Origin of the sequence: uncultured Psychrosphaera sp. (genome assembly GCF_947500655.1) — a bacterium.
Lineage (GTDB): Bacteria > Pseudomonadota > Gammaproteobacteria > Enterobacterales > Alteromonadaceae > Psychrosphaera.
The window spans coordinates 175,873-202,635 of the sequence record NZ_CANMSK010000001.1; the positions used below are offsets into that span (position 1 = coordinate 175,873).

General features: G+C 37.3%; 18 protein-coding genes and 1 other RNA gene. 9 read left to right on the forward strand and 10 right to left on the reverse strand.

Features of this window, described 5'->3' with window-relative positions; genetic code table 11:
* Positions 1-21: 21 nt before the first annotated feature.
* Positions 22-780 carry an SDR family oxidoreductase gene (locus Q0940_RS00785; RefSeq protein ID WP_299262772.1) on the reverse strand — a complete coding sequence of 253 codons (759 nt, stop codon included), beginning with the start codon at positions 778-780 and terminating at the stop codon, positions 22-24.
* Between the two features lie 125 nt (positions 781-905).
* Here Q0940_RS00785 and Q0940_RS00790 point away from each other — a divergent pair, with 125 nt between their 5' ends.
* A complete protein-coding gene (locus Q0940_RS00790; protein WP_299262774.1) occupies positions 906-1,772 on the forward strand; it encodes a LysR family transcriptional regulator in 867 nt (288 codons plus the stop codon).
* 116 nt (positions 1,773-1,888) lie between these two features.
* Here the strand turns inward: Q0940_RS00790 and Q0940_RS00795 are convergent, their stop codons facing one another.
* Positions 1,889-2,098, reverse strand: coding sequence for a hypothetical protein (locus tag Q0940_RS00795; RefSeq protein ID WP_299262776.1), 210 nt, complete (start codon positions 2,096-2,098; stop codon positions 1,889-1,891).
* A 168-nt stretch (positions 2,099-2,266) separates the two neighbouring features.
* Here Q0940_RS00795 and Q0940_RS00800 point away from each other — a divergent pair, with 168 nt between their 5' ends.
* Positions 2,267-2,575 carry a hypothetical protein gene (locus tag Q0940_RS00800; RefSeq protein ID WP_299262778.1) on the forward strand — a complete coding sequence of 103 codons (309 nt, stop codon included), beginning with the start codon at positions 2,267-2,269 and terminating at the stop codon, positions 2,573-2,575.
* A 40-nt stretch (positions 2,576-2,615) separates the two neighbouring features.
* Here Q0940_RS00800 and gcvP read toward each other — a convergent pair whose 3' ends face one another.
* From gcvP to Q0940_RS00825, 5 genes are all read right to left on the reverse strand, one after another.
* The gene (gene gcvP, locus Q0940_RS00805) at positions 2,616-5,528 is read right to left on the reverse strand and encodes an aminomethyl-transferring glycine dehydrogenase (protein ID WP_299262780.1); all 2,913 of its coding nucleotides are present in this window, start codon (positions 5,526-5,528) and stop codon (positions 2,616-2,618) included.
* A 158-nt stretch (positions 5,529-5,686) separates the two neighbouring features.
* On the reverse strand, positions 5,687-6,076 hold the full coding sequence (gcvH, locus tag Q0940_RS00810) for a glycine cleavage system protein GcvH (protein WP_299262782.1): 390 nt from the start codon (positions 6,074-6,076) through the stop codon (positions 5,687-5,689).
* Positions 6,077-6,295: 219 nt separating this feature from the next.
* Positions 6,296-7,381 (reverse strand): glycine cleavage system aminomethyltransferase GcvT, encoded by a 1,086-nt coding sequence (gcvT, locus tag Q0940_RS00815; protein ID WP_299262784.1) that lies wholly within the window; start codon positions 7,379-7,381, stop codon positions 6,296-6,298.
* Positions 7,382-7,627: 246 nt separating this feature from the next.
* Positions 7,628-8,860 carry an FAD-dependent monooxygenase gene (locus Q0940_RS00820; RefSeq protein ID WP_299262786.1) on the reverse strand — a complete coding sequence of 411 codons (1,233 nt, stop codon included), beginning with the start codon at positions 8,858-8,860 and terminating at the stop codon, positions 7,628-7,630.
* 49 nt (positions 8,861-8,909) lie between these two features.
* Positions 8,910-10,352, reverse strand: coding sequence for an FAD-dependent monooxygenase (locus Q0940_RS00825; RefSeq protein ID WP_299262787.1), 1,443 nt, complete (start codon positions 10,350-10,352; stop codon positions 8,910-8,912).
* Between the two features lie 285 nt (positions 10,353-10,637).
* Between Q0940_RS00825 and Q0940_RS00830 the strand changes: the two genes are divergently transcribed.
* Positions 10,638-11,900: an extracellular solute-binding protein gene (locus Q0940_RS00830; protein ID WP_299262789.1), complete on the forward strand. Its 1,263-nt coding sequence runs from the start codon at positions 10,638-10,640 to the stop codon at positions 11,898-11,900.
* Positions 11,901-11,978: 78 nt separating this feature from the next.
* Positions 11,979-14,693 (forward strand): ATP-binding protein, encoded by a 2,715-nt coding sequence (locus tag Q0940_RS00835; protein ID WP_299262791.1) that lies wholly within the window; start codon positions 11,979-11,981, stop codon positions 14,691-14,693.
* Between the two features lie 29 nt (positions 14,694-14,722).
* On the opposite strand, the gene pepP is transcribed toward Q0940_RS00835, so the two are convergent.
* Together pepP and Q0940_RS00845 are read right to left on the reverse strand one after the other, a co-directional pair.
* Positions 14,723-16,051, reverse strand: a complete 1,329-nt coding sequence (pepP, locus tag Q0940_RS00840; protein ID WP_299262793.1) for a Xaa-Pro aminopeptidase — start codon at positions 16,049-16,051, stop codon at positions 14,723-14,725.
* An 18-nt stretch (positions 16,052-16,069) separates the two neighbouring features.
* The gene (locus Q0940_RS00845; protein ID WP_299262795.1) at positions 16,070-16,624 is read right to left on the reverse strand and encodes a UPF0149 family protein; all 555 of its coding nucleotides are present in this window, start codon (positions 16,622-16,624) and stop codon (positions 16,070-16,072) included.
* A 328-nt stretch (positions 16,625-16,952) separates the two neighbouring features.
* Between Q0940_RS00845 and ssrS the strand changes: the two genes are divergently transcribed.
* Positions 16,953-17,147, forward strand: a non-coding RNA gene (gene ssrS, locus Q0940_RS00850) — 6S RNA.
* A gap of 305 nt (positions 17,148-17,452) precedes the next feature.
* Positions 17,453-18,466 (forward strand): polysaccharide lyase family 7 protein, encoded by a 1,014-nt coding sequence (locus tag Q0940_RS00855; RefSeq protein ID WP_299263301.1) that lies wholly within the window; start codon positions 17,453-17,455, stop codon positions 18,464-18,466.
* 469 nt (positions 18,467-18,935) lie between these two features.
* On the opposite strand, the gene Q0940_RS00860 is transcribed toward Q0940_RS00855, so the two are convergent.
* Positions 18,936-22,040, reverse strand: coding sequence for a TonB-dependent receptor (locus Q0940_RS00860; protein ID WP_299262797.1), 3,105 nt, complete (start codon positions 22,038-22,040; stop codon positions 18,936-18,938).
* A gap of 567 nt (positions 22,041-22,607) precedes the next feature.
* Between Q0940_RS00860 and Q0940_RS00865 the strand changes: the two genes are divergently transcribed.
* The 3 genes from Q0940_RS00865 (at position 22,608) to Q0940_RS00875 (ending at position 26,679) form a co-directional block, all read left to right on the forward strand.
* Complete coding sequence (locus Q0940_RS00865) at positions 22,608-24,014, forward strand: polysaccharide lyase family 7 protein (RefSeq protein WP_299262799.1); 1,407 nt, start codon at positions 22,608-22,610, stop codon at positions 24,012-24,014.
* 138 nt (positions 24,015-24,152) lie between these two features.
* The gene (locus tag Q0940_RS00870) at positions 24,153-24,578 is read left to right on the forward strand and encodes a hypothetical protein (protein ID WP_299262801.1); all 426 of its coding nucleotides are present in this window, start codon (positions 24,153-24,155) and stop codon (positions 24,576-24,578) included.
* A 226-nt stretch (positions 24,579-24,804) separates the two neighbouring features.
* Entirely contained in the window at positions 24,805-26,679 is a 1,875-nt protein-coding gene (locus tag Q0940_RS00875) for a VCBS domain-containing protein (protein ID WP_299262803.1), read from the forward strand.
* Positions 26,680-26,763 lie beyond the last annotated feature (84 nt).

Below are 26,763 nucleotides of genomic sequence, written 5' to 3' on the forward strand. Positions count from 1 at the left end.
TATATCCTCGATGTATTCTTATTAGCTTAAAAGTGGATTAATGTTAATTCCACCATCAATATTAATTTCACTACCTGTCATGAAAGAGGATTTATCAGATGCTAAGAAACACACTAAATCAGCAATTTCAGTAGGCTCACCAAAACGTTTTAAAGGAATACGCGCTTGCATTGCAGCTGCAAAACCTTGAAGTTGATCTTCTGGCATGCCTGTTTTACCAAAAATAGGTGTTGCAATAGGGCCCGGATTTACGGCATTTACTCGAATTTTTCTTGGCGCTAATTCAGTAGCAGCCGTTTTAGTAAATGAATTTAATGCGGCTTTTGATGCGGCATAAATTGCAGTGTTTGGCATGCCCGTGTATGCATTAATAGAAGATAAGTTGATAACACTTGCACCATCTTTTAACACAGGTAAAAACTTCTCAAGAGTAAATATAGCCCCTTTTAAGTTAATGCCCATTTGGTAGTCATAAGACTCTTCTTCAATTTGACCAAGTGGAGAAGGGACAAAGACACCAGCATTAACAAATAACGTATCTATTGCACCATATGTATTTTTCACTTGTTCAACCAAACTATCAATTGATGACAGATCTTGCACGTCAGCAACAATACCTTCAACACCAAGTTCAGCCGCTGCTTGTTTTACCTTCTCTTCAGAGCGACCAGTAATAACAACCGTTGCCCCCTCTTCTTTAAATTTCTTTGCAGTGGCAAAACCCATTCCGCTATTACCGCCGGTGATCACTGTTACTTTGTTGTTTAATAATGCACTCATTTTACTTTCCTCTTTTTAATGTTTAACCGTAATATTCGGTTTGTCTTCGTTAGTGAGTTAATAATAAAGCTCAGTGGAAATAAAAAAAGTTCTTATATTTTGTTTTTTTGTGCTAAATTTAGACCATGTATCATATTACGATTGAACAAATCCAATGCCTAAAAGCCCTTGTTGATGCAGGGAGCTTTTCTATGGCGGCTGAAAAACAAGGCAAAGCCAAGTCTGCGATGATCTATTCTATAAAGCGATTGGAAGAGCAACTTGGTTTTCCTGTTATAGAGCGCAGCGGTTATAAAAGTAAATTAACCAGTAAAGGCCGTGACTTTTTAGACAGCTCAAAAAAACTGTTAAATGAATACGAACAGCTTTTAATTAAGTGTTCACATTTAGAGTCTCATATTGAGTCTTTTTTTCGGATCAGTATTTCCGGCATTTATCGCATGGACATTGTTCACCCTGTCATTGCCAGTACCATGAAAGCATTCCCGCAAACAGAAATTCAATTAGAAAGGGAAATACTAAGTGGCGAACGTATGCTTAATGCAGACATGGTTGACCTTGCCATTTTTGAAAATATTAGAAATAAAAAAGATTTGGATTATAAACAAATCGATGAAGTAAAAATGGTGTTAACCGTTGCAGCCAACCACCCTTTTTTGACTATTCCCAAGTCAAAACAATCCATTAGCGACTTATATAAATATCCGCAAATAATACAACGCAGCACACTTGCAGAAGACGATTATAAAATCGGAGTGCATAAAGAGTCATTACAATGGAAAGTGTCTGACACCAACTCTAAACACGACATTATCTCACACGGTTTAGGCTGGGGACGATTGCCCTTACCGCTTATTCAAAGCGACTTAGACGCAGGAAAACTGGTGCAGCTCAATTGGTTAGAAGACGATGATGTTACGCCTATTTACATCGCTAAAAAGAAAAACAAAATGAAAGGTAAAGTGGCTGAGTTTGTGTGGGATTCGTTTTAGTAATTGACCCCAATAATTAACTCCAATTGTAGTAGCTTAGATAATATCTAAGCTACTACAATCTAAGCTAATACAACTAAAAAAAGCAACACTAATTTGTACTGATATCTGGCAAATTAAATATCAAACTTATTAACCACACTTTTCATTTGTGCAATTAAATTGGATAACTCTTCACTTGAACGTGCCGTTTTATTAGCCCCTGTTGCTACTTCTTCTGCAACATGGTTAATTGTTTGAGTATTCGTATTTATATCTTTTGTCACAATCGATTGCTCTTCTGTTGCACTAGATATCTGTTCATTAAGCATCATAATGTTCGACATTTGCTCTGAAGAATAACATGGACACCCACTCTAATTTGTAAAAAAACTAAGTCAATTTATTGCTCGCGAACCGCAAGGTTCGCCCTGCTCTTGCTTTTTGCTCTGCTTTACTTCTCCATCACAAAATCACTTCGTTAAATATTATTTTTTATAAAATTCGAAGCATGGATGCTGAGAAAGGGCTGGTTATTCACATCATGGATGATGGGATGTCATCAAAACAGGGATGTTTTATCAGATGACCAAGGGACGATTTTTCAGCCCTTTTTTGTAAACAAAAATAACTATTTAATGAAGTATTGGATTTTGTTTGGAAGCGGCGCTCTGTTTCATTATAAGAGCCGGTTACGTTTTTGGGCTGTTGAAAAAAGGTATGGTCGCCGTCAAGGTGAAACCTATAGTAATTTGAAATACAATTTCAAAGCTAAAACCACCAATCTAACCTTAAAAACAAACATAAAAAAAGGCGAGCACTAAGCTCACCTTTTAAACAAAAACTGCACTCTGGTTACAGAGCCTAGTCCTTATAAGTATCAATACTCGGACAAGAACAAATCAAGTTACGGTCACCGTATACATCATCTATACGTGTCACTGTTGGCCAGAATTTGTTTTGTTTTACAGACTCACATGGGAATGCCGCGTAATCACGTGCATACGCTCTGTCCCAAGTTGGGTCTAGTACGTCTTCCGCTGTGTGTGGGGCAAATACTAATGGATTGTTTTCTAACGTCCATTGGCCGTTTTCAATCTTAGTAATTTCACCGCGGATAGCCACAAGTGCATCGACAAAACGATCTAGTTCTACTTTTGCTTCTGACTCAGTAGGCTCAATCATTAATGTGCCCGCTACTGGGAATGACATAGTTGGTGAATGGAAACCGTAGTCGTTTAAGCGCTTAGCGATATCCATTTCTGAAATACCAGATGAGTCTTTAAGTGGACGTAAATCAACAATACATTCGTGCGCAACACGGTCGTTACGGCCACGATATAAAATTGGATAATGTGCACTTAAACGTTCTGCTACGTAGTTAGCATTTAAGATAGCCACTTGGGTTGCTTGGCGTAAACCAATTTTACCCATCATGGCAATGTATGCCCAAGAGATAGGTAAAATACCTGCAGAGCCATAAGGTGCTGCTGATACTGCGCCGTTGTCTATGCCTACATTTTCAATGGCATTTTTACCAATGAATTCAACTTTAGTTACAACGTGGTTTGGTAAGAAAGGCGCTAAATGCGACTTAACACCAATTGGTCCCATACCTGGGCCGCCACCACCATGTGGAATACAGAATGTTTTGTGTAAGTTTAGATGTGATACGTCAGAGCCAATTGAACCCGGTGACGTTAAGCCAACCTGTGCGTTCATGTTAGCGCCGTCCATGTAAACTTGACCGCCGTTTGCATGCACTATGTCACAAGCTTCTTTGATGGTTTCTTCATAGATACCGTGGGTAGAAGGATATGTGATCATGATGCAAGATAGGTTCTCACTATGTTCTTCTGCTTTGGCTTTTAAGTCTGCAATGTCTACGTTACCGTTTTCATCACACGCGGTTACTACCACTTTCATGCTGGCCATTTGGGCTGACGCTGGGTTAGTACCGTGCGCAGAACTTGGAATTAAACAAATGTTACGGTGATGATCATTACGGCTTTCATGATATTTACGAATCGCGATTAAGCCTGCGTATTCACCTTGTGCACCAGAGTTTGGTTGCATTGAGATGTTGTCGTAACCTGTGATCTCAATTAATTGCTCTGACAATTCGCCAATCATCTTGCTGTAGCCTTGAGCTTGTTCAGCAGGACAGAATGGGTGCAAGTTACCAAATTCAGGCCATGTTACTGGGATCATTTCCGCAGTTGCATTTAACTTCATGGTACAAGAACCAAGCGAGATCATTGAGTGATTCAATGATAAGTCTTTGCCTTCAAGACGACGAATATAACGTAACATTTCTGTTTCGCTGTGGTACGAGTTAAATACTTTATGCGTTAATACGTCTGTTTTACGCGCGTAAGCCGCTGGAATTGAAGAGGCCGCATTAACAACTTGTGCGTCTAATTCAGCAATGTCTAAACCATGGCCTTCTCCAAGCACAACATCGAACAATTCTAAAACACATTCACGAGTAACGGTTTCATTCATTGTCGCTGATAACTTACCGTCTAAATCAGTACGGAAGTTAACCAGTTTTGTTTTAGCGCGCGCTAAAATCTCGTCTTTGTTATCCGCGACAAAAGTAATAGTGTCAAACCAAGAGTTATTAACTAAAGTAACGCCTTTGGCTTTAAGGCCAGCAGCAAAAATATCAGCAAAACGGTTGATACGGTTGGCGATTGCTTTTAGTCCTTGTGGACCATGATAAACCGCGTAGAAAGACGCCATATTGGCTAACAATACTTGCGCAGTACAAATGTTTGAGTTGGCTTTTTCACGACGGATATGTTGTTCACGTGTTTGCATTGCCATACGTAATGCAGGATTACCACGACGGTCTTTAGACACGCCTATAATACGACCCGGTAATGAACGTTTATGTTTGTCGCTGGTTGCAAAAAATGCAGCGTGTGGACCACCGTATCCCATTGGTACACCAAAACGTTGCGCTGAACCTAATACAGCGTCTGCGCCCAAGTGTCCCGGCCCTTCTAACATTAATAAGCTCATAATGTCAGCGGCAACGATGGCAACGCCTTTGTTAGCTTGTACCGCTTCAATTAACGGTTTGATGTCGTTAACTTGGCCTTCTGCGCCTGTGTATTGGAACAAGGCACCAAATATTTCGTAATCTGCGGCTTTTTCTGGTGCGTCAACAACGATTTCAAAACCAAACATTTCTGCACGCGTTTTAACAACGTCGATTGTTTGTGGATATACATCATTGCCGATAAAGAAGATGTTGGCTTTTTTTGCTTTTGAAACACGACGAGCTAAGCCCATTGCTTCGGCAGCGGCTGTTGCTTCGTCCAACAAAGATGCGCTGGCTAAGTCTAAACCAGTTAAATCTATAGTTAACTGTTGGAAGTTTAATAGCGCTTCCAAACGACCTTGAGCAATTTCTGGTTGGTACGGCGTATAAGCAGTGTACCAGCCTGGATTTTCTAACACGTTACGTAAAATAACGTTTGGTACTGAAACTGGGTGATAACCTAAACCGATATAAGATTTAGCAATTTTATTTTCGCCGGCTACGGTTTTTAAATACGCTAACGTTTGTTCTTCCGTTTTGGCGTCGTCTAAGTTCATTTCTTGTGGTAAACGAATTGAGCCTGGCACCGTTTGTCCAATCAGTTCTTCAACTGAACTTACACCTAGGGTTTTACACATTTCTAACTGCTCTGATTCGCTTGGGCCTATGTGGCGGCGAATGAAGATGTCGTGTTGCTCTAGTTGTTGTAAGCTGGTTTTTTCGGTCATGTTAATAGACTTCCTAAAATTGCTAATGCATAGCGGTTTAAACAATAAACATGCAGATTAAAACCTACACGTTTTGAATATTGAAACGAGTATTTCACCCTATAAAACGAACAAACCTCGCATTGGGTGTCCAAGCGAGGCTTTATCTTTATTGCAGATTAATCTTCGTCGATTGACGATTCATAACCTTCAGCGTCTAGAAGATCACCTAGCTCACCAGCGTCTTCTAATTTAATGCGGAATAACCAGCCGTCTCCGTATGGGTCAGAGTTTACTTTCTCTGGAGAGTCTTCTAGCTCTTCATTGATTTCAACAATTTCACCAGCTACTGGAGCATAAATATCAGAAGCTGCTTTAACAGATTCTGCTACTGCACAGTCATCGCCTGCTGCAAATACGTCACCTACATCTGGTAAGTCAACAAATACCATGTCGCCTAATAAACCTTGCGCATGTTCACTAATTCCCACAGTTACCGTACCGTCACCTTCGTTACGTACCCATTCATGAGAAGAAGCGTATTTTAAATCCGATGGAATGTTGCTCATAGTTTATTTTCCTTTGGCCATTTAGTTAAAATAAGTAATCGTTAAAAAATGGTTACTTAAAATAAGTTATTGTTAATCTTTTTTAGCTTTATGCACTGCTAAATTTTAAGAGCTAAGTTGTTCTATTTTAAACCACAACAAAATATAAATGTTACAGCGTGTTTGTTCAACTTAGCTTTTATGTTGTTTTTATATTTTTTTATATTTGTTACTAACAAATTAAAGTATTGATTTGCCGTTACGAACAAATCCAGCTTTAGTTACTTTAACGTCAACTAATTTTTTACGCATCTCAACTTGTACCGTATCACCAACAGCGGTTCCTGCAGGAATACGAGCCATAGCAACTGAGTAACCTAATGTTGGAGAGAATGAGCCAGATGTAATAACACCTTCGCCGTTAGCCGTAATAACTTTTAAACCAGAGCGTAATACGCCCTTTGCTTCCATTACTAAGCCAACAAGCTTTTCTGTGCCAGCTGCTTTTTGTGCAACCAAGGCTTCACGACCAATAAAATTTCTATCTTCTGGTTCCCAAGCAATGGTCCAAGCCATGTTAGCCGCTAATGGAGAAATTGAGTCATCCATATCTAAACCGTAAAGATTCATGCCCGCTTCTAAACGTAATGTGTCACGTGCTCCTAAACCAGCTGGTTTAACACCCGCATCTAATAATTGTTGCCATAAATCAGCAGCTTGAACGGCTGGTACTACAATCTCGTAACCCGCTTCACCTGTGTAGCCTGTAGTAGCTATAAATAATTCGCCTGCTTGTACACCAAAAAATGGCTTCATGCCTTCAACTGCTGCGGTTTGCTCTGCGTTTAAAATAGTGGCTACTTTTGACTTTGCTTCTGGGCCTTGAACCGCAATCATGCCGAATTCTGGACGTTCAGTAACGGTTACAGAGAATGCTTGTGCTTGCTTGTTGATCCAAGCTAGGTCTTTTTCACGTGTGGCTGAATTCACCACTAAACGAAAAGATTCTGGAGAGAAGTAATAAATGATAAGGTCGTCAATAACGCCACCTTCTTCATTTAACATACCAGTGTAAAGGGCTTTACCTGGTACAGTAAGTTTTGCAACGTCGTTGGCAACTAACTTACGTAAAAATGCTTGAGCATCAGAACCGTCAATATCAACAATAGTCATATGAGACACATCGAACATACCTGCATCTTGACGAACTGCGTGATGTTCTTCGATTTGAGAGCCATAGTTGATCGGCATTTCCCAACCGTGGAAGTCCACCATTTTTGCGCCAGACTCTACGTGTTTGTCGAATAAAACTGTTCTATTTGTCATATTTTTACCTTTGCTGCGTTAAACGTTACGAACAAGGTGAAAAGAATTAAATTGTTGAGGAATTGTTGAATTTACAAACCACAAAGCAATAATTTAAGTTCTTCCACTTAAAAATTGCGAAGGAGTATAACGGATCTGATGACACATAACTAATAAATTACCATTAGTTATTTTTATGCCAAACATAAATCTAAGTATGGCAAATACTAACAATTACAGACGTTTACATCATTGATATATGCTGGATCAGATAACATCTTTATATTTAGCTAGCTCAGGTAAATCGCCTGTAATACCCATAGCTTGCTCAATTATTTTATGTTTAACCATAGGGCTATTGTTCGTTACTAACAGGCCAAAACCTCGAATAAGTTTTTTGAATTTATTATCCCCTGCAAACAAAGCTTTCAATCCCGCCATAGCGGCTATATATGTTTGAGCCTCGGCTTTACGCCAGCCTTCATACTTTCTTAATTGTTTAGTTAACTCACTGCTTTTATTGGGGCTTAATAGCTCTGGTGAGGATAACATTTGTACTAAGCTTGCGGCGTCTAATAAACCTAAGTTCATACCTAATCCAGCTAATGGATGTATGGTGTGAGCCGCATCTCCCATAAACACAACACCTTGGTTTACCCATTGTTTTGCATAACGCATAGTTAACGGATAACTAACACGCTGACTGATTAGTTTTATTGGCCCTAACGTGCTGTCTGTTGCGGCTGTTATTGACTTGTTGAATTCATCTTCCGTCATGTTTTTCAACAGATCTACATGCTCAGGAGAACTAGACCAAACGATAGAACATTGATTTACATCTTTCAGTGGTAATAAAGCTAACGGGCCTGTTTTTAAGAATACTTGGCGAGCACATGCTTGATGTGGCTCGGTTGTTTGGATTGTTGCCACCAGCGCATGATGATCGTAATCAGAAAATACCATAGGTGTTTTTAACTGCTTTCTCACCCAAGAATTGGCTCCGTCTGCCGCCACCAGCAATTTACTAATAATTGGCGTTCCGTCTTCCAAGGTTATTAACACTTGCTGCGTTTGGTTATTATTCTGATTGTGTAAGTTATTGACTTTGCTATTAAACTTTAATTGGATATTGGCATGTTTCTCGGCAACGGTTATTAAGCTATTTCTAATATTATTGTTTTCAATAATATGGCCAAGGCGAGACTCTGATAATTGCTCAGCAGCAAATTCTATTTTGCCAAAGCTGTCTTTATCCCATACTGACATTTGGTTATATGGTGTAAAACGCGTTGAGTCCAAATGCGACCAACTGCCTAGTTGGCGAAATATATTTTCACTGGCGGCTGAAATAGCACTTACACGCAACTCAGGTGCTGTCAGTTCAGTATGACTTGCAGCTGCATCAACAACCATAACGTTAAAACCGTTATCTGCTAATCCGAGTGCGGCGGTTAAACCAACACATCCACCACCAATAATTGTTATATCTGTTGAAATCAAAGTCTATTTCTCTACTGTTATTTTTATCTTCGCTGTTTATTTACAACGCCTATTTGAGTGTTTTGCTACTCATAAAATGCAACGCAAACCACTGTTGTAAACTGCTTACTTTTTGTAAGGCTAATAAACCTAAGGTTCTCGTTAATGCTGGTAATCGCCCTTCTAAGCCAAACATTCTAACTAACAAGTCAGTAAAGCCTGCGATACGATTAATGTCATGCTGACGCGCTGCTTGATAGTTATTTAATGTGGCAAAACTACCAATATCGTTTTGACTTTTATTAACAGAGCTATCTACCGCGACTTTGATCTGCTTAACCAAACTAGCCACATCCCTTAAACCTAAGTTAAAGCCTTGTCCTGCAATTGGATGAATTGTATGAGCGCTATTACCAACTAATGCCACTCTGTCACTTATAATGCTTTGTGCTTTAGTTAACCCAAGCGGATAACTCTCACGTTTTGATGTTTTAGTAATAATCCCCGCAGCTTGCCCAAAGGCATTTTGTAACTGCTGACAAAATTCGGACTCTTGTAAAGCCATAATATTATCTACATCTTCTGGCTTAACACACCAAACTACAGAATATTCGTCTTTGTTAATTGGTAAAAAGGCAATTGGACCAGATGTGGTAAAACGTTCAAATGCAGTATGACCGTCTAATTGAGGCTGAGTATCTTTAGTATTAGAGTCCCCACTGTCTTTACTGGCTAAAACACTATTTACCTTGTTATTTTTTGTTACCTTTATATTAGCGATGATTGCGTTTTGCTGATACGCCTCTGTACTAGTGCTAATATTTAGTTTTTGTCTAGTTGGAGACATTCCCCCTTCTGCGACAACAAGTAACTTGCCATGTAGCGTTTGCTCATCGTCTAAAACAACTTTTATATGATCTGGATATTGACTGAGCTGCTTGATGGTATTGGGTTTATACCAAGTCACTTGTTGTTTATTGCTCTCATTGCTTTGCAAGGCTGCTTGTAACTCATTTAACGTAGTGGTGAAAGCGCGTCCCATATTTTTCATGGCGGCCACGTAACCCATAGCGTTTAAGTTATATTGATGTGAGCGCATAATAGTTTTACCTAAATGTCCACGGTCTGAGGTTACAATCGTTTTAATTGGCCATGCTGACGGTTTAAGGCTTTCCCATACTTGCCAATGATTTAATAACTGCAATGAGCCATACGACAAGGCTAAGCATCTGTCGTCAAAGTTGACTGTTTGGCTTTGTTCAGAGATTTGATTTGAGTGTTGATTTAACTCCTGAGCAGCTGTATCTGATTTAAAATCATTGCTCTTAAAGTCACTGCTTTTAAAGTCATTGGGTACAGCATCTAACGACGGTTGGCTAACCGGTTCAATTATCGCAATAGATAATTCAGGGGTTTCATTTATCAGTCCTATCGCCGTTAACAATCCAGATAAACCACCACCAGAGATGATCACATCGAACTCAGACATCTTATTCATAATCGCTGTACTCATAACTTATATTTTATTCCAACCATATATAAACACTACTGATAAAATCAATTATAAATAATTACCATGCAGGCGAATTGATCTTGCTCATACTGACTGACTATTTTATTTAACAGGTGAATGCTACATTACCTGAGCCTTTATTAACAAAATTATCTGAATAATTTTATACCTTGTTGTTTAAGTTCTTGTTACCCAAATATAAATGAGACTTTTTAAACATATTTATATGTAAAAACTAGATTGTTTTCTATACTAATTAAAAACACATACAAGGTAGTCAATGTTTTGGATAAATCGCGTAGAAAAACACTTAAAAATATCGCCATTGGTAGCTTAGCTGGAGCCGCAGCAATTAAAGCACCTTATGTTTTCTCTAGAAATAAAGTAACTCTTAGAGTATTGGGTACGCATGTCACCCTACAAGAAGAGTTAAGAGAACAAGCGATGGCTGACTTAGGCATAAACTTAGTGTTTGAACCTAAAGGCAGCGCGGCGGTTTTACAAAAGGCCTCTATGTTCCCCGAGTCTTTTGACATATATGAGCAATGGTCCAACAGCATAAATGTACTCTGGCGCTCCGGTTCTATCCAGTCTATCGACAAATCACGCATTATTCATTGGGATGAAATTAACAACCTTACTAAAACCGGTAAAGTAAGCCCAGATGCAAAAATAGGCGCAGGTGATGCACCATATAAATTATTGCACGTACAAGCTGATAACACATTAGGCTCAGAACATACCAACCAAATGAGTTATTTACCTTATGTGCATAATGTCGACTCATTTGGTTACAACACTAATGTAATTGCCAAAGGTGTACCTTATGAAACGGAAAGTTGGGGTTGGTTATTAGATAAAAAAAACAGCGGCAAAGTCGGTGTGGTTAATGCACCTACCATAGGTATTTTTGATTTAGCCCTTGCAGCACAAGCCAACAAGTTAATGACATTCAAAAATATCGGCGCTATGACTAAGGCTGAACTGGATCAATTATTTTCTATTTTGATCGACTTAAAGCAGTCTGGGCATTTTAGTGGTTTTTGGACCTCAGTCCCTGAGTCTGTTCAGTTTATGCAATCTGACCGGGTTGCAATTCAAAGTATGTTCTCCCCTGCGGTTTCTGCATTAAACGGACAAGGCATTCCTATTACTTATGCAGCACCAAAAGAAGGATACCGAGGTTGGCAAGGTGTTATGTGTTTATCTAGTGCGACTCAAGGAACCGTTAAAGATGCCGCATACGATTATATGAATTGGTGGTTATCAGGTTGGCCTGGTGCGTTTGTGGCTCGTCAAGGTTATTACATATCTAACCCACAACGGACTAAAACTCATCTTAGTCAAGCTGAATGGGATTATTGGTACGAAGGTAAACCCGCAGCAATGCAACTGAAAGGCACTGACAATAAAGTGTCGGTTCAAACTGGAGATATACGCTCTGGTGGGAGTTATGAAAAACGTTTTAGTAACGTGGCAGTATGGAATACGGTTATGCCTACCTATGACTACAGTATTCAAAAATGGTATGAGTTTATAAACGCATAATGCTTACTTTAATGCTCAACTTTACTCTGATATTTAACTCAGTCCCCCTTTCCTGTTGTACTTTAGGGAACGGCTAATATGTTCAGAAGTTTAAAGGCTCAATTAACTGTCATATTTTCAGTGATTTTAGGATTGCTGTTTTGGCAGCAATATATGGCGTATAAAAGTCAAGAATTGTTAACGGAAGAACTTAGTAATTCAGAAGTATTAGCAAGAAAAATGATATCGGTAAAAACGTTAGAGAAGGACGTTATAGATTTACAACGTAATGTTTTAATATATAAAGAAACCCGCAGTAATTCGATAATCAATCGTTTTAACGTGATTATGACGTCAATTAACCAAAAGTTAGCAGATATCAAACTATTTGTTGATAGCTCTAACATCAATAAAAACCAATCTACTGCAATTGACAGCATGCAAATGCATTTAACTAGCTATCAAGAAAACTTTGACACCGTTGCTAATATATTAACACTTAGAGATAAAATACTGAATGACGGTATATTAAAACATCTCATGGAACTTGAAGATGACCTTTCAAAAACCTTAAATACTCTAAAAAATGAAAATGCTAATTACCCTCATTATTCCAAGTTATTACTGCTTAGCCATCAATTACAGCTTAGTATTTATGAATATAAGTTTATTTCTAATATCGAGAATAAAGCTAAATCCCAATCAATCCTAAAACAAGTTGAAGCCATATTACCGCGTTTAAACAATTCACAGTTAGATCATGCACAATTAGAGCAACAGGTAAAAAGCATATCTATTGGTTTTGTAAAATACTCACAAATTACCCAAAATTATTTTTATCTTGTTAACGTAGTTATGTCTGGCTCAGCTAATGAGTTTTTATACCTAACCCAAAAACTCAGTGCTGAGGCTTTATCGCACTTAAATCAAAATAAAACGGCATTAAACACCCATATAAAAGAGGCTAAATTACAAAGTAGCGCCATTTTCATAGTTAGCGTATTTCTGACATTAATTATTATATTAGTGGTCATAAAACAGCTTATTGTCCCCATACAAAATATAACAAAAACTATAGATATGTTAGCTGCTGATAGAACTCTTAAAGAAGAATTTACCTCAACCAGAAATGATGAAATTGGTCATCTCATTCGCTCCGCTAATATTTTTAATAATAAAAATATTAAAACAACCCAACTGTTAGTTGAATCGCAACAACTCAATGAACGCCTTGCGATTGAAACTCAAAGAGCAGAGCAAGCAGCAACAGCAAAAAGCATGTTTATTGCCAATATGAGTCATGAAATAAGAACACCAATGAATGGCATTATTGGCTTAGTTGGCTTGCTTAAACAAAAAGCTCTACCAACAGAAACCTTAGATTATTTAGATAAGATCAGCTATTCATCCAATATATTAATGAGTGTTATTAATGACATTTTGGACTTTTCAAAAATTGATGCGGGTAAAATGGAAATTGAAAATATTCCTTTTTATCCTGCCAATGCATTTGAAAATGTAATTGGTGGGCTTTCAATTAAAGCGCTAGAGAAGAAACTCAATATTCGTTGTTATATTCCGCCTAACTTACCTAATAAACTCATTGGCGATGAAGTGCGTTTAAGTCAAATTTTACTTAACTTAGGCAACAATGCGATTAAGTTTACCAATACAGGCTCAGTATCTTTTGTTATCAACTGGGAATATGTGCAAAGCGATGACAATAAGCAATCAATACTGTTAACAATAGAGATTATCGATACAGGAATAGGTATAAGCCAAGAGCAGCAAGAGCATATATTTGATGACTTTACTCAAGCTGATGGCTCAACTAGTCGAAATTATGGAGGTACTGGTTTAGGTTTAAGCATATCCAAAAAGCTAGTTACTTTAATGAACGGACATATCAACATAGACTCAACGCCCGACCAAGGCAGTACATTTAAGATCTGCTTACCTTTTCACGTAGCATCAAATGACCCAATAGCTGCCCCTTTAAGTATAAATTTTGGATCTGTGTGTTTATGGAATGTTAACGAGATTGAAAACAAAAAATGGGCGAACAATAATAGAGACCTAATGGCCCAGTATTTTAATAACATGCATGTTGTTGATGAGAATCTAATTAAAAACTTTATAACAGAACAAGAAACCGTATTAAACAAAGACGACCTATTATTAATTTTTGTAAGTAACAATTTAAACCAACAGCAACTAGATATAATATCTAGCTTATTTAACGTCGGTATATCCATGGTAATTTGCACAGATATTAACGATGTTAAATTAACAAACGATCTCAATTCACTTGGTGTAAAACGTATTATTAACCATCCATTTTATCCAGAGCAATTTCATAAATTCATTACGGGGATACACAACCCAAACGTAATTCAAAACCGATTTAAAAACATTGCCAAACCTAGTGTTAATAAAGACACCCACTATAAAGGGCACGTACTTTTAGTGGAGGATAATGCAATTAACCGGTTGGTTGCTGGCAATATATTAAGCAACTTTGGTTTATCCTATGATGTTGCTGAAGATGGCGAACAAGCCTTTACCAAAGTGCAAAACAATCCTGATTACGACTTAGTATTTATGGACGTACAAATGCCGGTGTTAGATGGCTACGATGCAACCATTAAACTGCGTGAATTTGGTTTTAAAGACTTAATAATTTGTGGTTTGTCGGCAAATGCAATGCGCAGTGATTTTGACAAGGCAAAAGAAGTAGGAATGAACGACTACTTAACCAAGCCCATTGATAAAGATGAAGTAGAGTTGATCTTACAAAAGTATTTAGCCAGCTAAAGCTAGAATACTAGAAAGTAAAAGAAGGCTTATGCCATTAGCCCTTCTATCTCTTCTATGGTTTTAGGCACTGGGTGAGTTAAGTTTTCAAAACCGTTTTGAGTGATCACTACGTTATCTTCTATTCTAACGCCAATACCATGCCATTTTGGGTCGCACTGTGACTCAGCGTCAATATAAATACCAGGTTCAACGGTAAATACCATTCCTTCTTTTAAAGGACGAGCTTCGCCATCAATATTATATAGACCAACATCATGTACATCTAAACCTAACCAGTGACTTAATCCGTGCATGTAAAATGCTCGGTGTGCATTCTGATCAATTAAGGTATTTAATTCACCCTGTAAAATACCGAGTTCTATTAAACCTTGAGTGATCACTTCTACAGATAAATCCGTTAAGTCTTTTAATCTAGCGCCCGGCTTTATCGCATCAAACACCGCTTGCTGTGTATTTAATACCAGTTGATAAATAGCTTTTTGCTCTGGGCTGAATTTACCACTAACCGGAAAAGTTCTGGTGATATCGGCGGCATAACCTTCAAGTTCACAACCGGCATCGATCAGCACTAAATCGTCTGGATTTATCTCATCTTTATTTTCTGTGTAATGCAATATACAAGCGTTATCGCCACCACCGACAATAGTTCCGTAAGCCGGATAACGAGCCTTGTTCATGGCGAAATGATGATGTATTTCGGCTTCTAATTGATATTCAGTGACATCTTTACCAGATTTAACTTGAGCTGCTGAAAATAACATAGCTCGTTTATGCGCGGCGGCTGATATTTCACCAGCTTGTCTCATTACTGCAATTTCATTAACTGACTTAAACAAACGCATTTCATGAATAAGAGGACGCACATCTATTTGCTGTTCAGGCGCAATTTTTCCGGATCTGACTGACGCTCTTAACTCAGCTAACAATTTGAATATTTGTTTATCCGTGCTTTTGTCATCGCCTTGTGCCCAATATAGAACATCTTTATTGTTAAGCTTATCTTTTAAAACCGTGACCAGTTCATCCAGTGACGCTGTGCTATCAAACAAATACTGCTGCTTAGCTAAGTCTTTACCAATACGACGACCTTGCCAAATTTCGGCAGTTTTATCTTTAACTCGACAGACTAAAGTTGATGATGTTACGCCATCAATTTTTTCTAAAATTAACCATGCATCAGGCTCAGGAAAACCGGTTAAATAGTGAAAATCACTATTTTGTCTAAATGCATATTCAGTGTCTCGGCTACGAGTCACTTCTTTAGCCGCACTCATTACAACAACACAGTTATCCGACAATTGTGCTAATAACTGTGCCCTGCGCTGCTTAAATTCAGAAAAAGGAATTGAAGGCATAATATTGAAACTTATTAATTAATGCAGCGTATTGCTGACAGGCTTAGCTTGATTTACCGCTTTGCCAAACTCTTGATGACATAACACAGTTGAAATGCGCACAAACTCAATCACTTCATAAAAGTCAGCTTGGCTTTCATTATCTTCATCTAGCTCAGTATCCATACGGGTAATATTGGTAAAGTCTTCAATAATTTCACGCGCTTCATTTGACGACATCGTTAAGTCACGTTTATTAAAGCCAAAACCAACTAAAAAGTATTGCACCCAGTTTAATAACTCTTCCGCTTGGTCGGTTAATGTTTCGTCATCGCTTGGTAAAAATATTTCAAACGACATATCTTCTGACTCTAGCTGATTAAAGACCTGTTCAACTATGGTTTCTGCTGCTTTTTTTAACGAGCCTTTAACGCTTAATCCATTATTAAATAGCTCAGCCATGTGATCCAAATAATCAGTGGACTCTCTAAACATTCCACCTGATATCAGGCCTGTTAATAATCCATGCAATTCGCTTGCGGTTGCGGCAAAGTCGTGTTCATTTAATACAGAAACTAGTTGGTCATGATCCATAAATGTGGCCTTTATAATTTTACTTTCGGATTTTAGTAAATCCATTAAGAATGAAAGTAAATAGTAAAAATTGATAAAATATAATGTGCAAGTTTATCACTGTTTTAGTTGCGGTGGGTAGTGTTACAAGCGGATTAACTTGTCTGTGAACACAGCATTTGCTTGTTCTCTGGTCAGTTTGATAATTAATTACTCATTTAAATTAAAAAGTCTCTATTTAGACTTGAGCATAATCCTATACCTGTTATATTCCGCGATGAAATAGAATTACGTTTTAGTGTGCATTAATGTTATTGGTGTATTGCATTATGTTAAGCTATTTTGAATATGGTACCTGGGGTGTTTGACAGAAAATTGTATCCCTGAGCCGATAATACTTTTACAGGAGAGTATTTTATTTGCTATTGCGCAAGCTCGACTCACCTCGGTGAGTAATCGAGAAGCCTACGGTAAAAATATATTTTCCGCCCTGAACACGTCGGTTGTTCATGGGTTAGGTTTTCATCGGCACCTTGGGGCCACCATTTTATTTAATGCTCTATTAATTAAAAATGAACAAACTCATCTGCGCTAACAACTCATCATCCCTCAGTGACATAAACCTAAACAATAGCTATTTACCCGCTTCTATATTTAGTCACCGACATCATCTGTTTTTTCCTCACAAGAATAGCGGATACCACCTCCTTAATTTATTTTAAAAGTACACAATAATTCATTAATTCACCATTGCAATGGTTAGCAAATTGTGCAAAATTGGTAATAACAATTGATATGACAATTATGGATTTCTTAATGCTTAAATCTCTATCCTTACTTTCATTAACTATGATGTTAACCTCATGTTCTAGTGAGCAAAATATACCTGCCGATAAGTTTGACCTATCAAATTGGAAAATTACAGTTCCATTAGACCAAGATAATAACGGTAAAGTTGATGAGGTTGATACTAAAGAACTTCAGTCTTACCAACACTCTGACTTTTTTCATTTAGACAAAGATGGTGGTTTAGTATTTACCTCACCAAACAAGGCAACAACGAGTAAAGCGTCAACTAATACACGAAGTGAACTTAGACAAATGCTTCGTGGTTCGGATACTTCCTTGGAAACTAAATCTTATGGTAATAACTTTGCAATAGCAGCTCACCCTGACTCAAATTATTTTGGTCAAGTTGGTGGTAGACTTGATGCAAGATTAAAAGTGGATCATGTCGCCCAGAATGCCAAAGTTAGTAAGAAACCAGCCTATTCTGTTGTTGTTGGTCAAATTCATGCCGGAAAAGATAAAGAGGTTGTAGCCGACGGTAATGGTTTTGGTTGGGGTAACGAACCAATTAAAATATTCTACAAAAAATGGCCAAAGCATAATACCGGTTCAGTATTTTGGACTTATGAAAGAAACCTAGCTAAAGACGATCCTAACCGAACTGATATCGCTTATCCGGTATGGGGAAATACTTGGGAAAATCCAGCGGATCCTAAAGATACAGGTATTGCACTTGGTGAAGAGTTTAGTTACACAATTAATGTATATCAAAACGTTATGCATTTAACGTTTACCACCAAAGAGCAAAAAACGGTTACTTATAACATTGATCTTTCTAATAATATCAATGCTTACGGCCAGTTAGATAAAAAAGATTTGCCTGCTGGTTACAGTGGTGATTGGCTTTATTTTAAAGCAGGTGCTTATAACCAATGCTCAACTAAAGAAGCCGACGGTATTTGGTATGCAGGCTGTTCAGGCACAGGTGATTGGAAAATAGACAAGGAAAATGGCGATTATACCAGCGTAACATTTACCAAAATTAAATTAAGCCCAGCGACAAAACCTGAATAAATAAGCATTATATCTAACACCTTTTATATATTTTCAACTAACTTTGTTTAGTTGAAAATATATAAAGTTGATTGACGCCTGCTCATCCACTTCAATACCAATTTCATTACCAGATTGTATTCAATTCCTAAGCTGCAACATCATATTTATTACTACCTTTAGTTTTCATATATATGGCGTTTATATTTAATATAAATTTGTTTAAAAATATTAGCGTTGTTCAGCAATAAATTACTTTTTATACCAATCTTATAAAGACTACAAACATATAAACAAACGTCAAAGTGCACTGTTAATTTGCATGTAACCAAGTGAAAAAAGTATTTTTAAAGGCGAGAGATATGAAATCTATAAAATATGTACGTTGATAATTTGCAGGTAACTTATAGATTTCAACCACTCAATACCATTTGATATTGAGTGGTTGAAATTACTATTTATAACTTTATAGCTAAAGTCTAACTAAACATTAAAACTTAGCTTTTACACCCAATTCCCACTTAACTCCTGAACGTGAGTAATCAGCAATAGTCGTGTCGTTACCACGAGTATAGACTTGAGCAGTGTTTCCTAAGTTAGTTCCTTTTAAGAACATGCTAATTTCACTGTTAAATTTATACTTAGCCGACATGCTTAGATAGCTGGCCGCTTGTACATAACGGTGTGAGCGATCTGGAAATGGCAAGTTATTTGGTTGTAGGTATTTAGATCGGTATTTCCACATAAAACGAACCGTAGTTGCATCACCTTCCCAATAGACAGAGGCTGAAGCCACGTCTTTAGAAAACCCAAATAAGTTGGCATCTGGTACTATACCTGGACTCGCAATTTCTTCAGTTACAAAATCTGAGTCCGCTCTATTCCAAGCAAACTTACTACCTAAACCATTAAATGGTTCTGGTAAGTCAACAAAGTGAATTTGCCCTGTAACTTCCACACCTTGAATGACAGATGTATCTTCTGAAGTTTGTTTTACAATATGAGCCACATTTGAGTAAAGAGTGTCTGCACCGTCAAGATTAACGGTAATGTCCCTATACTCTATTTTAGTATCATATCCACCAGTAAACTCTTTATAATAAAACGCAGCAGTTAACGCAGCATCTTGTGATGGATAATACTCTAACGATAAGTCATAGTTTATTGCAGTATAAGGGTCTAAATGGTTACCATTGGCATCACCACTGGTAATAACGTTTGATAAATCTGTATTGATATCAGTGTCACAAATCTCTTCATTTTGATCTTCACATGTTTCGTAACTCACACCTGCAGACATTGCATTCATTTGGAAACGCGACATTGATTTATATACTGCGGTACGGATATAAAATTCGTCAGTCGCTTGGAAGGTCAAATTTAAACTTGGTAATACTTCTGTATACTCGGAGTCCAGTGTTAACGCTTCACCACCTTCGCTTACGGCATCATAAAGGTTATAACCACCTTCCTGCGGATTTGTAGTTATATAAACTTTTTCACCCCAACCATCGGAATGAGTTTTAGTCTGAACAACTCGAACACCAACATTACCGTATAATGGTGAATTAAATAATTCAGTATCAATATTCGCCATTACGTAACCAGCGGTAATAGTTTCGGTAACATCTCGATCATCACCGCTTCTTGAGTCTGTTCTTTCACCTATATCATAAAAATCTGAACTTGTAGCCCCAGGCATCTGACCTAAAATTTGACCGATAAAACATTTAGAGTCATATGTTGCATAACCTGTAGCATCACCGCCTGCTCCTGTTTCTTCGTTAAAATGGTTATTGTTAACATGACCATTTTGACACTCATTAATTATCCCACTAATGATTGCAGAATTTCTTTCAGGGTTAGCTGTATTCCAACCATTATCATCATTGTCACTTGCACCGGTTTTTTCAACACCATCAAATGTTAATGAAACTTCAGTACTTTGCTCATCAAACAACTTCTCTTCAGAAAAGCGAACACCCGCTTTTATACTTGAGAAAAACTCATTATCTAATCGATACTCTGTATCAAAATTAACAGCTGCAATTTCATCAGATCGCTCTTCATGTACACGGCGGAACTCAACCAGCGCATTTCCATCATGAAGGAAATTATTGATATCCGTTGCATCAAATGCCTCAGAAGAAACAAACCCAGTATCATCAGGACCTAAACGCGCTGAATCTAACCAAGTTAAAACAGGCACATCGCTTTCACGGAAATCTAATGAGTAATTATAATGCTCTGTTGAACGGAATTTAGAACGGTGACGTAAGCGGTAACGATAAGACTCAGAATAAGATGCATCTAATGTAAGTGTTAAATTTTCTGTTGGAGTATATTCAACTTCAATTCCGCCACCACGATACTCATCCACTTGATTACGATCTTCACCTTGTAACGTTGGACGAGCTTCACCAGTTGCATATAACAATGTACGATCGACAATCACATGATCTTCAAGATCGTCATATCTATCGTCTAAAGCTAACTCCATGCGTTTTTCGGTGTATTCTAAATCTGAATGTTGATAATCAAAGTTGATATTTAAATCATCATTCGGTTTCCACTGAAACGTGAAAACCGCACCACTTCTTACATCTTCATCATCCACAGTACGCCAGTATGCGTCTTTTGGTACATAAAACAGTGAGTCTTGATCAAAATCGTCTAACGACGTGTCTACCCCCAATGTTGGAGATCGGCCAACTTGCCCAGCACTAACACCTTGTAAACCACCTGAGCAATCACTGCCACCAGACAAATCATTACCAGCTGCATCTCTCAATGCACATACCGCCATTTGAGAGCTACCACCAAAATTTTCTTCTGGATTTGCCGTATCTTTATAAGTAAAGCCAAGGGTAAAGCCCATTTCACCAAGACTATCCAATTCCCATTGCTGTACCGTAGATACAGTTACATTAGCACCAAAAGGTGAAGACTCGCCTTCCACATTACTATAATAAGAATTGTAAATACCAGCAGCTTGAACCGTAGTTTGTGCTTTGCCGTAATCAACCGCTCTAAGTGAATTTACATCGATAGTCCCTGATGTTCCCCCTTCAACTAAATCAGCTTGTTGTGACTTATAAATAACAACTTTATCTACTAATTCAGAAGGGAATTTTTTAAAGTTAACGGCACGACCTTGCCCTGCATTTGTAATGGTACGATTATTATAAGTGGCATATCCCCAGTAAGAACCTAAACCACGAATAGATATTTCATTTTGACTGCCTTTTAAGCGATGGCCTGAAGCGCCTGAAATATTTTCAATAATGTCAGAAAGTGACAATCCAGGTAATTCGCCAAAATCTGCCGCAGCGACTGCATCGACAATTGCTACGCTATTTTTCTTTTCATTCAATGAACGGGTCATAGTGCCACGTAGCCCTTGAACCTCAATAACTTCTATTTCTTTCTCTGGTGTCTCTTTTTTATCATCTTCTACAGCAAGCGCAGGAAACGCTAATAAAGATAGTAATGTAGATGTACATACGAGATTTTTACGATACGTGCTATTTAGGCGAACCAAAGCACTTATCTTGTTTAATTTGTTTAATTTTTTTGATTTGTTTAAAGCACCCATTGATATCTCTCATTTATTGTTATTCTTAATTTATTATTATTTTTATACAATTTATTGTTGTTTTTTATACAAAGCCAAGCACATTCAATCAATATAGTGTCTAATTGTCAACCGGTTTAGTTACCAATTTACATTACCAATAACAGTATAAAATATAACCAGAGAATATTAACTTTACTTTCAGATACTAAAGCCCCAAAAACGACATATTCCAAGTAAAAACAAGCCTATAAAACGACAATATTTTCGACATCTATTTTATTAATGGCAATTAAGCTCACTTTGAAAAGCTTTTTAATGGCGAAACCTACTGTAACATCCGTTTCATTCATTAAAAAACAAACATTATTTTTAACAAGGGACAACCCAACAAAGCTAACCAGATATTATATTTTGGTTGACCACTAATGAACATATAGTGTACAAATAAAACAATTGAGCACTCCGAGCAATAATTAAACATTAAGGTTTGTTGATCCTTAGGAGCGCTTGTTAAAGCCGTTACCTAAGAAATTAAATAATAATGGTTTGAATAACATATTTAAACTGAAAAATTGGGGTTATTACTTGAATTCAAAAACGTTAAATTATGCCATTGTTGGTTTATTCTCGTTGCTGCTTGTAGGCTGCGATTCATCTAACAATGAAACAGATGATAATAATGAAGAAGAAGACATCAGCATTATTGAGGATGAAACCGCAAATAGTTCTGATGATGTTCTAATATCTCCCATTAGCTGTAATGCAACCTATCCTATTGAGTTTAGTGAAATATCTAACGAAACCGCCACTACTTCTACCGCAGAATTAGCATATATAATAGATGGTGATAAAACCAACAAATCTAGCTGGGCTTCTGATGATGCATCACAAGTTCTTATTGCTGAATTAAACGAAGCAGCCTTAATTAAAGAATTTGTTATTAGTTGGCGAACCCAGTCGGTGAGTTACTATTACGATATTGATTTATCTACAGATAAAGAAAATTGGATCAATGTTATTCAAACTGGACAAAGTGAAGCAAACTATATTATTGCTAAACGTATAGAGCTCGAAGAGAAAGCTCAAACAGCTAAATACGTTCGTATTTCCTTAAACGGTAACAGCCTTAATAATCAAAACAACATCACTGAAATAGAAGCCTTTGGTTGTACTAAAGATACAAACCACAACATTGAACTGATTGACTGGTATTTAAGTGTGCAAACTGACGAGGATGATAACGGTAAATCAGATTCCATTAAAGAAAATGATTTAGATAATGGCTATTTTGATCCTAGATTTTTTTACGTTAGTGAAGACAACGGATTAGTATTCTCTAGTACTGTACAAGGGTTCCGTACATCTACAAATACCAGTTATGTACGAAGTGAATTAAGAGAAATGTTACGTAAAGGTAATACCAGCTATAACACTCAAGGCGTTAATAAAAACAATTGGGTATTTAGCACCGCACCTGATAGTGATTTGGAAAATGCAGGGGGCATAGACGGAACATTAGATGTTGAAGTTGCAGTAAATGAAGTCACCTCCACAGGAGATGATTATCAAATTGGTAGAGTTATTATTGGTCAAATACATGCCAACGATGATGAACCCGTTAGACTTTATTATAGAAAGCTTCCCAACAATGACAAAGGTTCTATTTATATAGCTCACGAACGCCTTGAAGGCGATGATACTTACTATGAGCTTATAGGTTCACGCAGTGATAACGCCAGCAATCCAGCTAACGGCATAGCACTTGATGAGAAATTTTCATATCAAATCAAAGTAGTCGGTCACGATCTCACTGTAACCATAACGAAAGATGGTGGTGAAGTTTTCACAAAGCTAGTCGATATGAGTGATAGCAACTATGACCAAGGTGGGCAGTATATGTACTTCAAAGCTGGCGTTTATAATCAAAATAACTCAGGTGACATACATGACTTTGTTCAAGCAACATTTTATAAAATTGATAACACACACTAATAACTATAAGAATTAACAAATATAAGTGAGATAATGATCATGAAAATACTATTGGCTCTCGTCCTTTTTTTTAGCATTTCCGTTTTTGCAAACGAGATGACTGCTCATCAGTTTATTGATGGGAAACTCAACATAAACATGCCAACTGAACTTGATGAAATGTCAGATACCATATTAAAAAAACGTTATGGTGAACAAAAATTACCTCCTCAAGCGGCTTTTAGTAACAAAGACCACACTGTTACTTTCACTGTAACTCAATATCCAATGCAGGCTGATAAAAAGTCAATGCGCCGAATCCACAATTCATTATCTAAAATGTTGCGTAGCGCTCACCCTAAAGCTAAATGGAAAAAAGACAAAGTGTATAACAACTCAAACACTAGAATGGCCGTATTTGAGTACGAGATCCAATCAGTTGGGCAATATCATTATTATATAACTTATGCCCTTCCAGTAAATAATACACTTGTCATGTTATCTTTTTTAACTACCGATAAAAAATATAAAACTAAGTGGGTAAAACTAGCTAGAGAAACATTCGACACGATTACAATCCAGTAAATACCAGCCTTCCTTAACTTACAGAAAGGTTAACCTCAAATGGTTAACCTTTGAACCACAACCTTATTACTAAAATATATTACCAATTGAATATTTTTGGTTGACAATAAACTTTTCCAATTCAATACTAGGTCAAACATTGTACGAATTTGTATCGTCAACAAATTGTAAACTTTGTTATAAAAACTATAAAAACTATAAAAATATAAAAAACAGGAAGATGATTATGAGTAAAATGAAAACAAATTTAAGCATGTGTGCAATTGCATTAGCATTATCCCTATCAGGCTGTGGTAGTGATAGTGATGGTGGTAGTGACAATAGTGGTACGGATAATAGTGGCAGTGGTAGCTCTGAAAATACAGCAGCAACATTTGCTGGCGACTTCTTAGGTGCTGGTAATAAAGAAACATCTGATGATATTACAGGTTCTATTACAGTTACCGACCCTGATGCAGATGAAGCAGCTGTAGTCCCTCAAACTGATGTAGCAAAAAACTATGGTACATTCAGTATAGCCGCCAATGGTGCATGGACATATACAATCGACTTAGCAAACACAACAGTTGCTAGTTTAGGTAATGAAGCAGACTCTATTACAGAATCTATTGTTATTGCTTCTGTAGATGGTACAACACAAGTACTCGTTATTACGATTTCAGGTGTTCCAGCCGATCAAATAGCTAAAATATCAGATACCGATATAGGTGATACTGGAGAGCTTAATTATGGGTTCGAAGAAGCTACAACCACTGGAAAACTATCTTTATCTATCCTTTATGGTGCGGATGAAGTTGAAACTGCTTATATTTCATTGTATGACGCTGAAGGTTCAACCTCAACAGTGATTGGTGAGTTAGCATTAAACGAAGGTAAATTTGGTTTACGTAAAAATACGTATAACGATGGTGAAGAACCAAGTAAGGCAAGTAAAGCAACAAGTACTATTGATTATGATGCTATCGATGCACCAGACTTTACAGCTGGCGAATGGATTGATGTTGTAATGACTTGGGATAATTCAAGTGCAACAGAACGTGGTACTTACTCGATAGTTATTGATGGTACAACTTATGGCCCATTTGATTCTGAGTTTCCAACACCTGAAGCTGCTGTTGAATCTATATCAGTAAGACTATCATCAAATGGAAATACATCAGCCGACGCGATTTATGTTAATGACTTAGGTATTTATTCAGATGTTGCTGGCACAACCGCTATTTTTGAAGACGATTTTGAAGGTTATAGCGTTGGTGATTCATTAAGTGATGCAAATACAGAGACTCCATACGGCTCTCGTACTTTTGAAGCGGTAGTCGCTATCTTTGGTCAAGGTGTTTCGGTTACTCCTTCAGCAGAAGCTATATTTATATCAACACAAGCTGACGTTAACGTTGGTACGGCTGGTAATAAAGTTGCTGTAATGACAGATACTGATGTTCTTGATGGTGGCGAGTTAAGAATTAAATTATCATCTTCAGATATTATAGAAAAAGGTAGATTAACCGCTTCTTTCAATAAATCTTCAGCTGCGAATTGTACTTTTGAAACAAACGAAAAAGATGCTTATGTAGCCATATATGGTACTGATACTAGCAGTTATAATGCGTTAGTAGACCTTCGTATAGACGGAAGTGATTACTCATCAGATTATGCACTTCGTAACAAAAATGAAGATGGTAATAAAACCGTTGAAGTAACCGGAGCTACCTTTGCAGCAGAGACTTGGACTGACGTAGAGATAACATGGGATGCGACGGATGCGACAGAAACTCTTGGTCCATTGGTAACGGTTTCACTTGATGGAACTGAAGTTGTTGCTGAATACAACTCTTATTCTGAATCACTAAGTGAGTTAATAGGCGGAGCACAATCATTTGCCTTTAAAATAGGTGATACAGGTTCAAATATGCCAAATTGTGAGTTTAAAGTGGATAACATCAAACTTTACTCAATTGATGATGCTGATGCTGAAACATTAATGTTTAGCGAAAACTTTGGTGATTATGCTGACGGTGACGATTTAGAGCCTGAAGCTGCAGCAACAACCTACTTATACAACAGTAGTACTAACGAAGCTGTTGTTGGAACAGAAAATTAAGGTTAATACTAAGTATTAATTTAAAATATAAAATAGCGCTCATTGAGCGCTATTTTTATATCCCGCTTTGTATTTCCCCCTAAT

What these genes read in the sequence shown, in the direction of transcription:
- gcvH (WP_299262782.1), bottom strand. Translation starts at nt 6,076, where the DNA reads ATGAGCAACATTCCATCGGATTTAAAATACGCTTCTTCTCATGAATGG.
- gcvP (WP_299262780.1), bottom strand. Translation starts at nt 5,528, where the DNA reads ATGACCGAAAAAACCAGCTTACAACAACTAGAGCAACACGACATCTTC.
- Q0940_RS00795 (WP_299262776.1), bottom strand. Translation starts at nt 2,098, where the DNA reads ATGTCGAACATTATGATGCTTAATGAACAGATATCTAGTGCAACAGAA.
- Q0940_RS00875 (WP_299262803.1), top strand. Translation starts at nt 24,805, where the DNA reads ATGAGTAAAATGAAAACAAATTTAAGCATGTGTGCAATTGCATTAGCA.
- gcvT (WP_299262784.1), bottom strand. Translation starts at nt 7,381, where the DNA reads ATGACAAATAGAACAGTTTTATTCGACAAACACGTAGAGTCTGGCGCA.
- Q0940_RS00785 (WP_299262772.1), bottom strand. Translation starts at nt 780, where the DNA reads ATGAGTGCATTATTAAACAACAAAGTAACAGTGATCACCGGCGGTAAT.
- Q0940_RS00860 (WP_299262797.1), bottom strand. Translation starts at nt 22,040, where the DNA reads ATGGGTGCTTTAAACAAATCAAAAAAATTAAACAAATTAAACAAGATA.
- Q0940_RS00825 (WP_299262787.1), bottom strand. Translation starts at nt 10,352, where the DNA reads ATGAGTACAGCGATTATGAATAAGATGTCTGAGTTCGATGTGATCATC.
- pepP (WP_299262793.1), bottom strand. Translation starts at nt 16,051, where the DNA reads ATGCCTTCAATTCCTTTTTCTGAATTTAAGCAGCGCAGGGCACAGTTA.
- Q0940_RS00790 (WP_299262774.1), top strand. Translation starts at nt 906, where the DNA reads ATGTATCATATTACGATTGAACAAATCCAATGCCTAAAAGCCCTTGTT.
- Q0940_RS00835 (WP_299262791.1), top strand. Translation starts at nt 11,979, where the DNA reads ATGTTCAGAAGTTTAAAGGCTCAATTAACTGTCATATTTTCAGTGATT.
- Q0940_RS00800 (WP_299262778.1), top strand. Translation starts at nt 2,267, where the DNA reads ATGCTGAGAAAGGGCTGGTTATTCACATCATGGATGATGGGATGTCAT.
- Q0940_RS00845 (WP_299262795.1), bottom strand. Translation starts at nt 16,624, where the DNA reads ATGGATCATGACCAACTAGTTTCTGTATTAAATGAACACGACTTTGCC.
- Q0940_RS00855 (WP_299263301.1), top strand. Translation starts at nt 17,453, where the DNA reads ATGATGTTAACCTCATGTTCTAGTGAGCAAAATATACCTGCCGATAAG.
- Q0940_RS00870 (WP_299262801.1), top strand. Translation starts at nt 24,153, where the DNA reads ATGCCAACTGAACTTGATGAAATGTCAGATACCATATTAAAAAAACGT.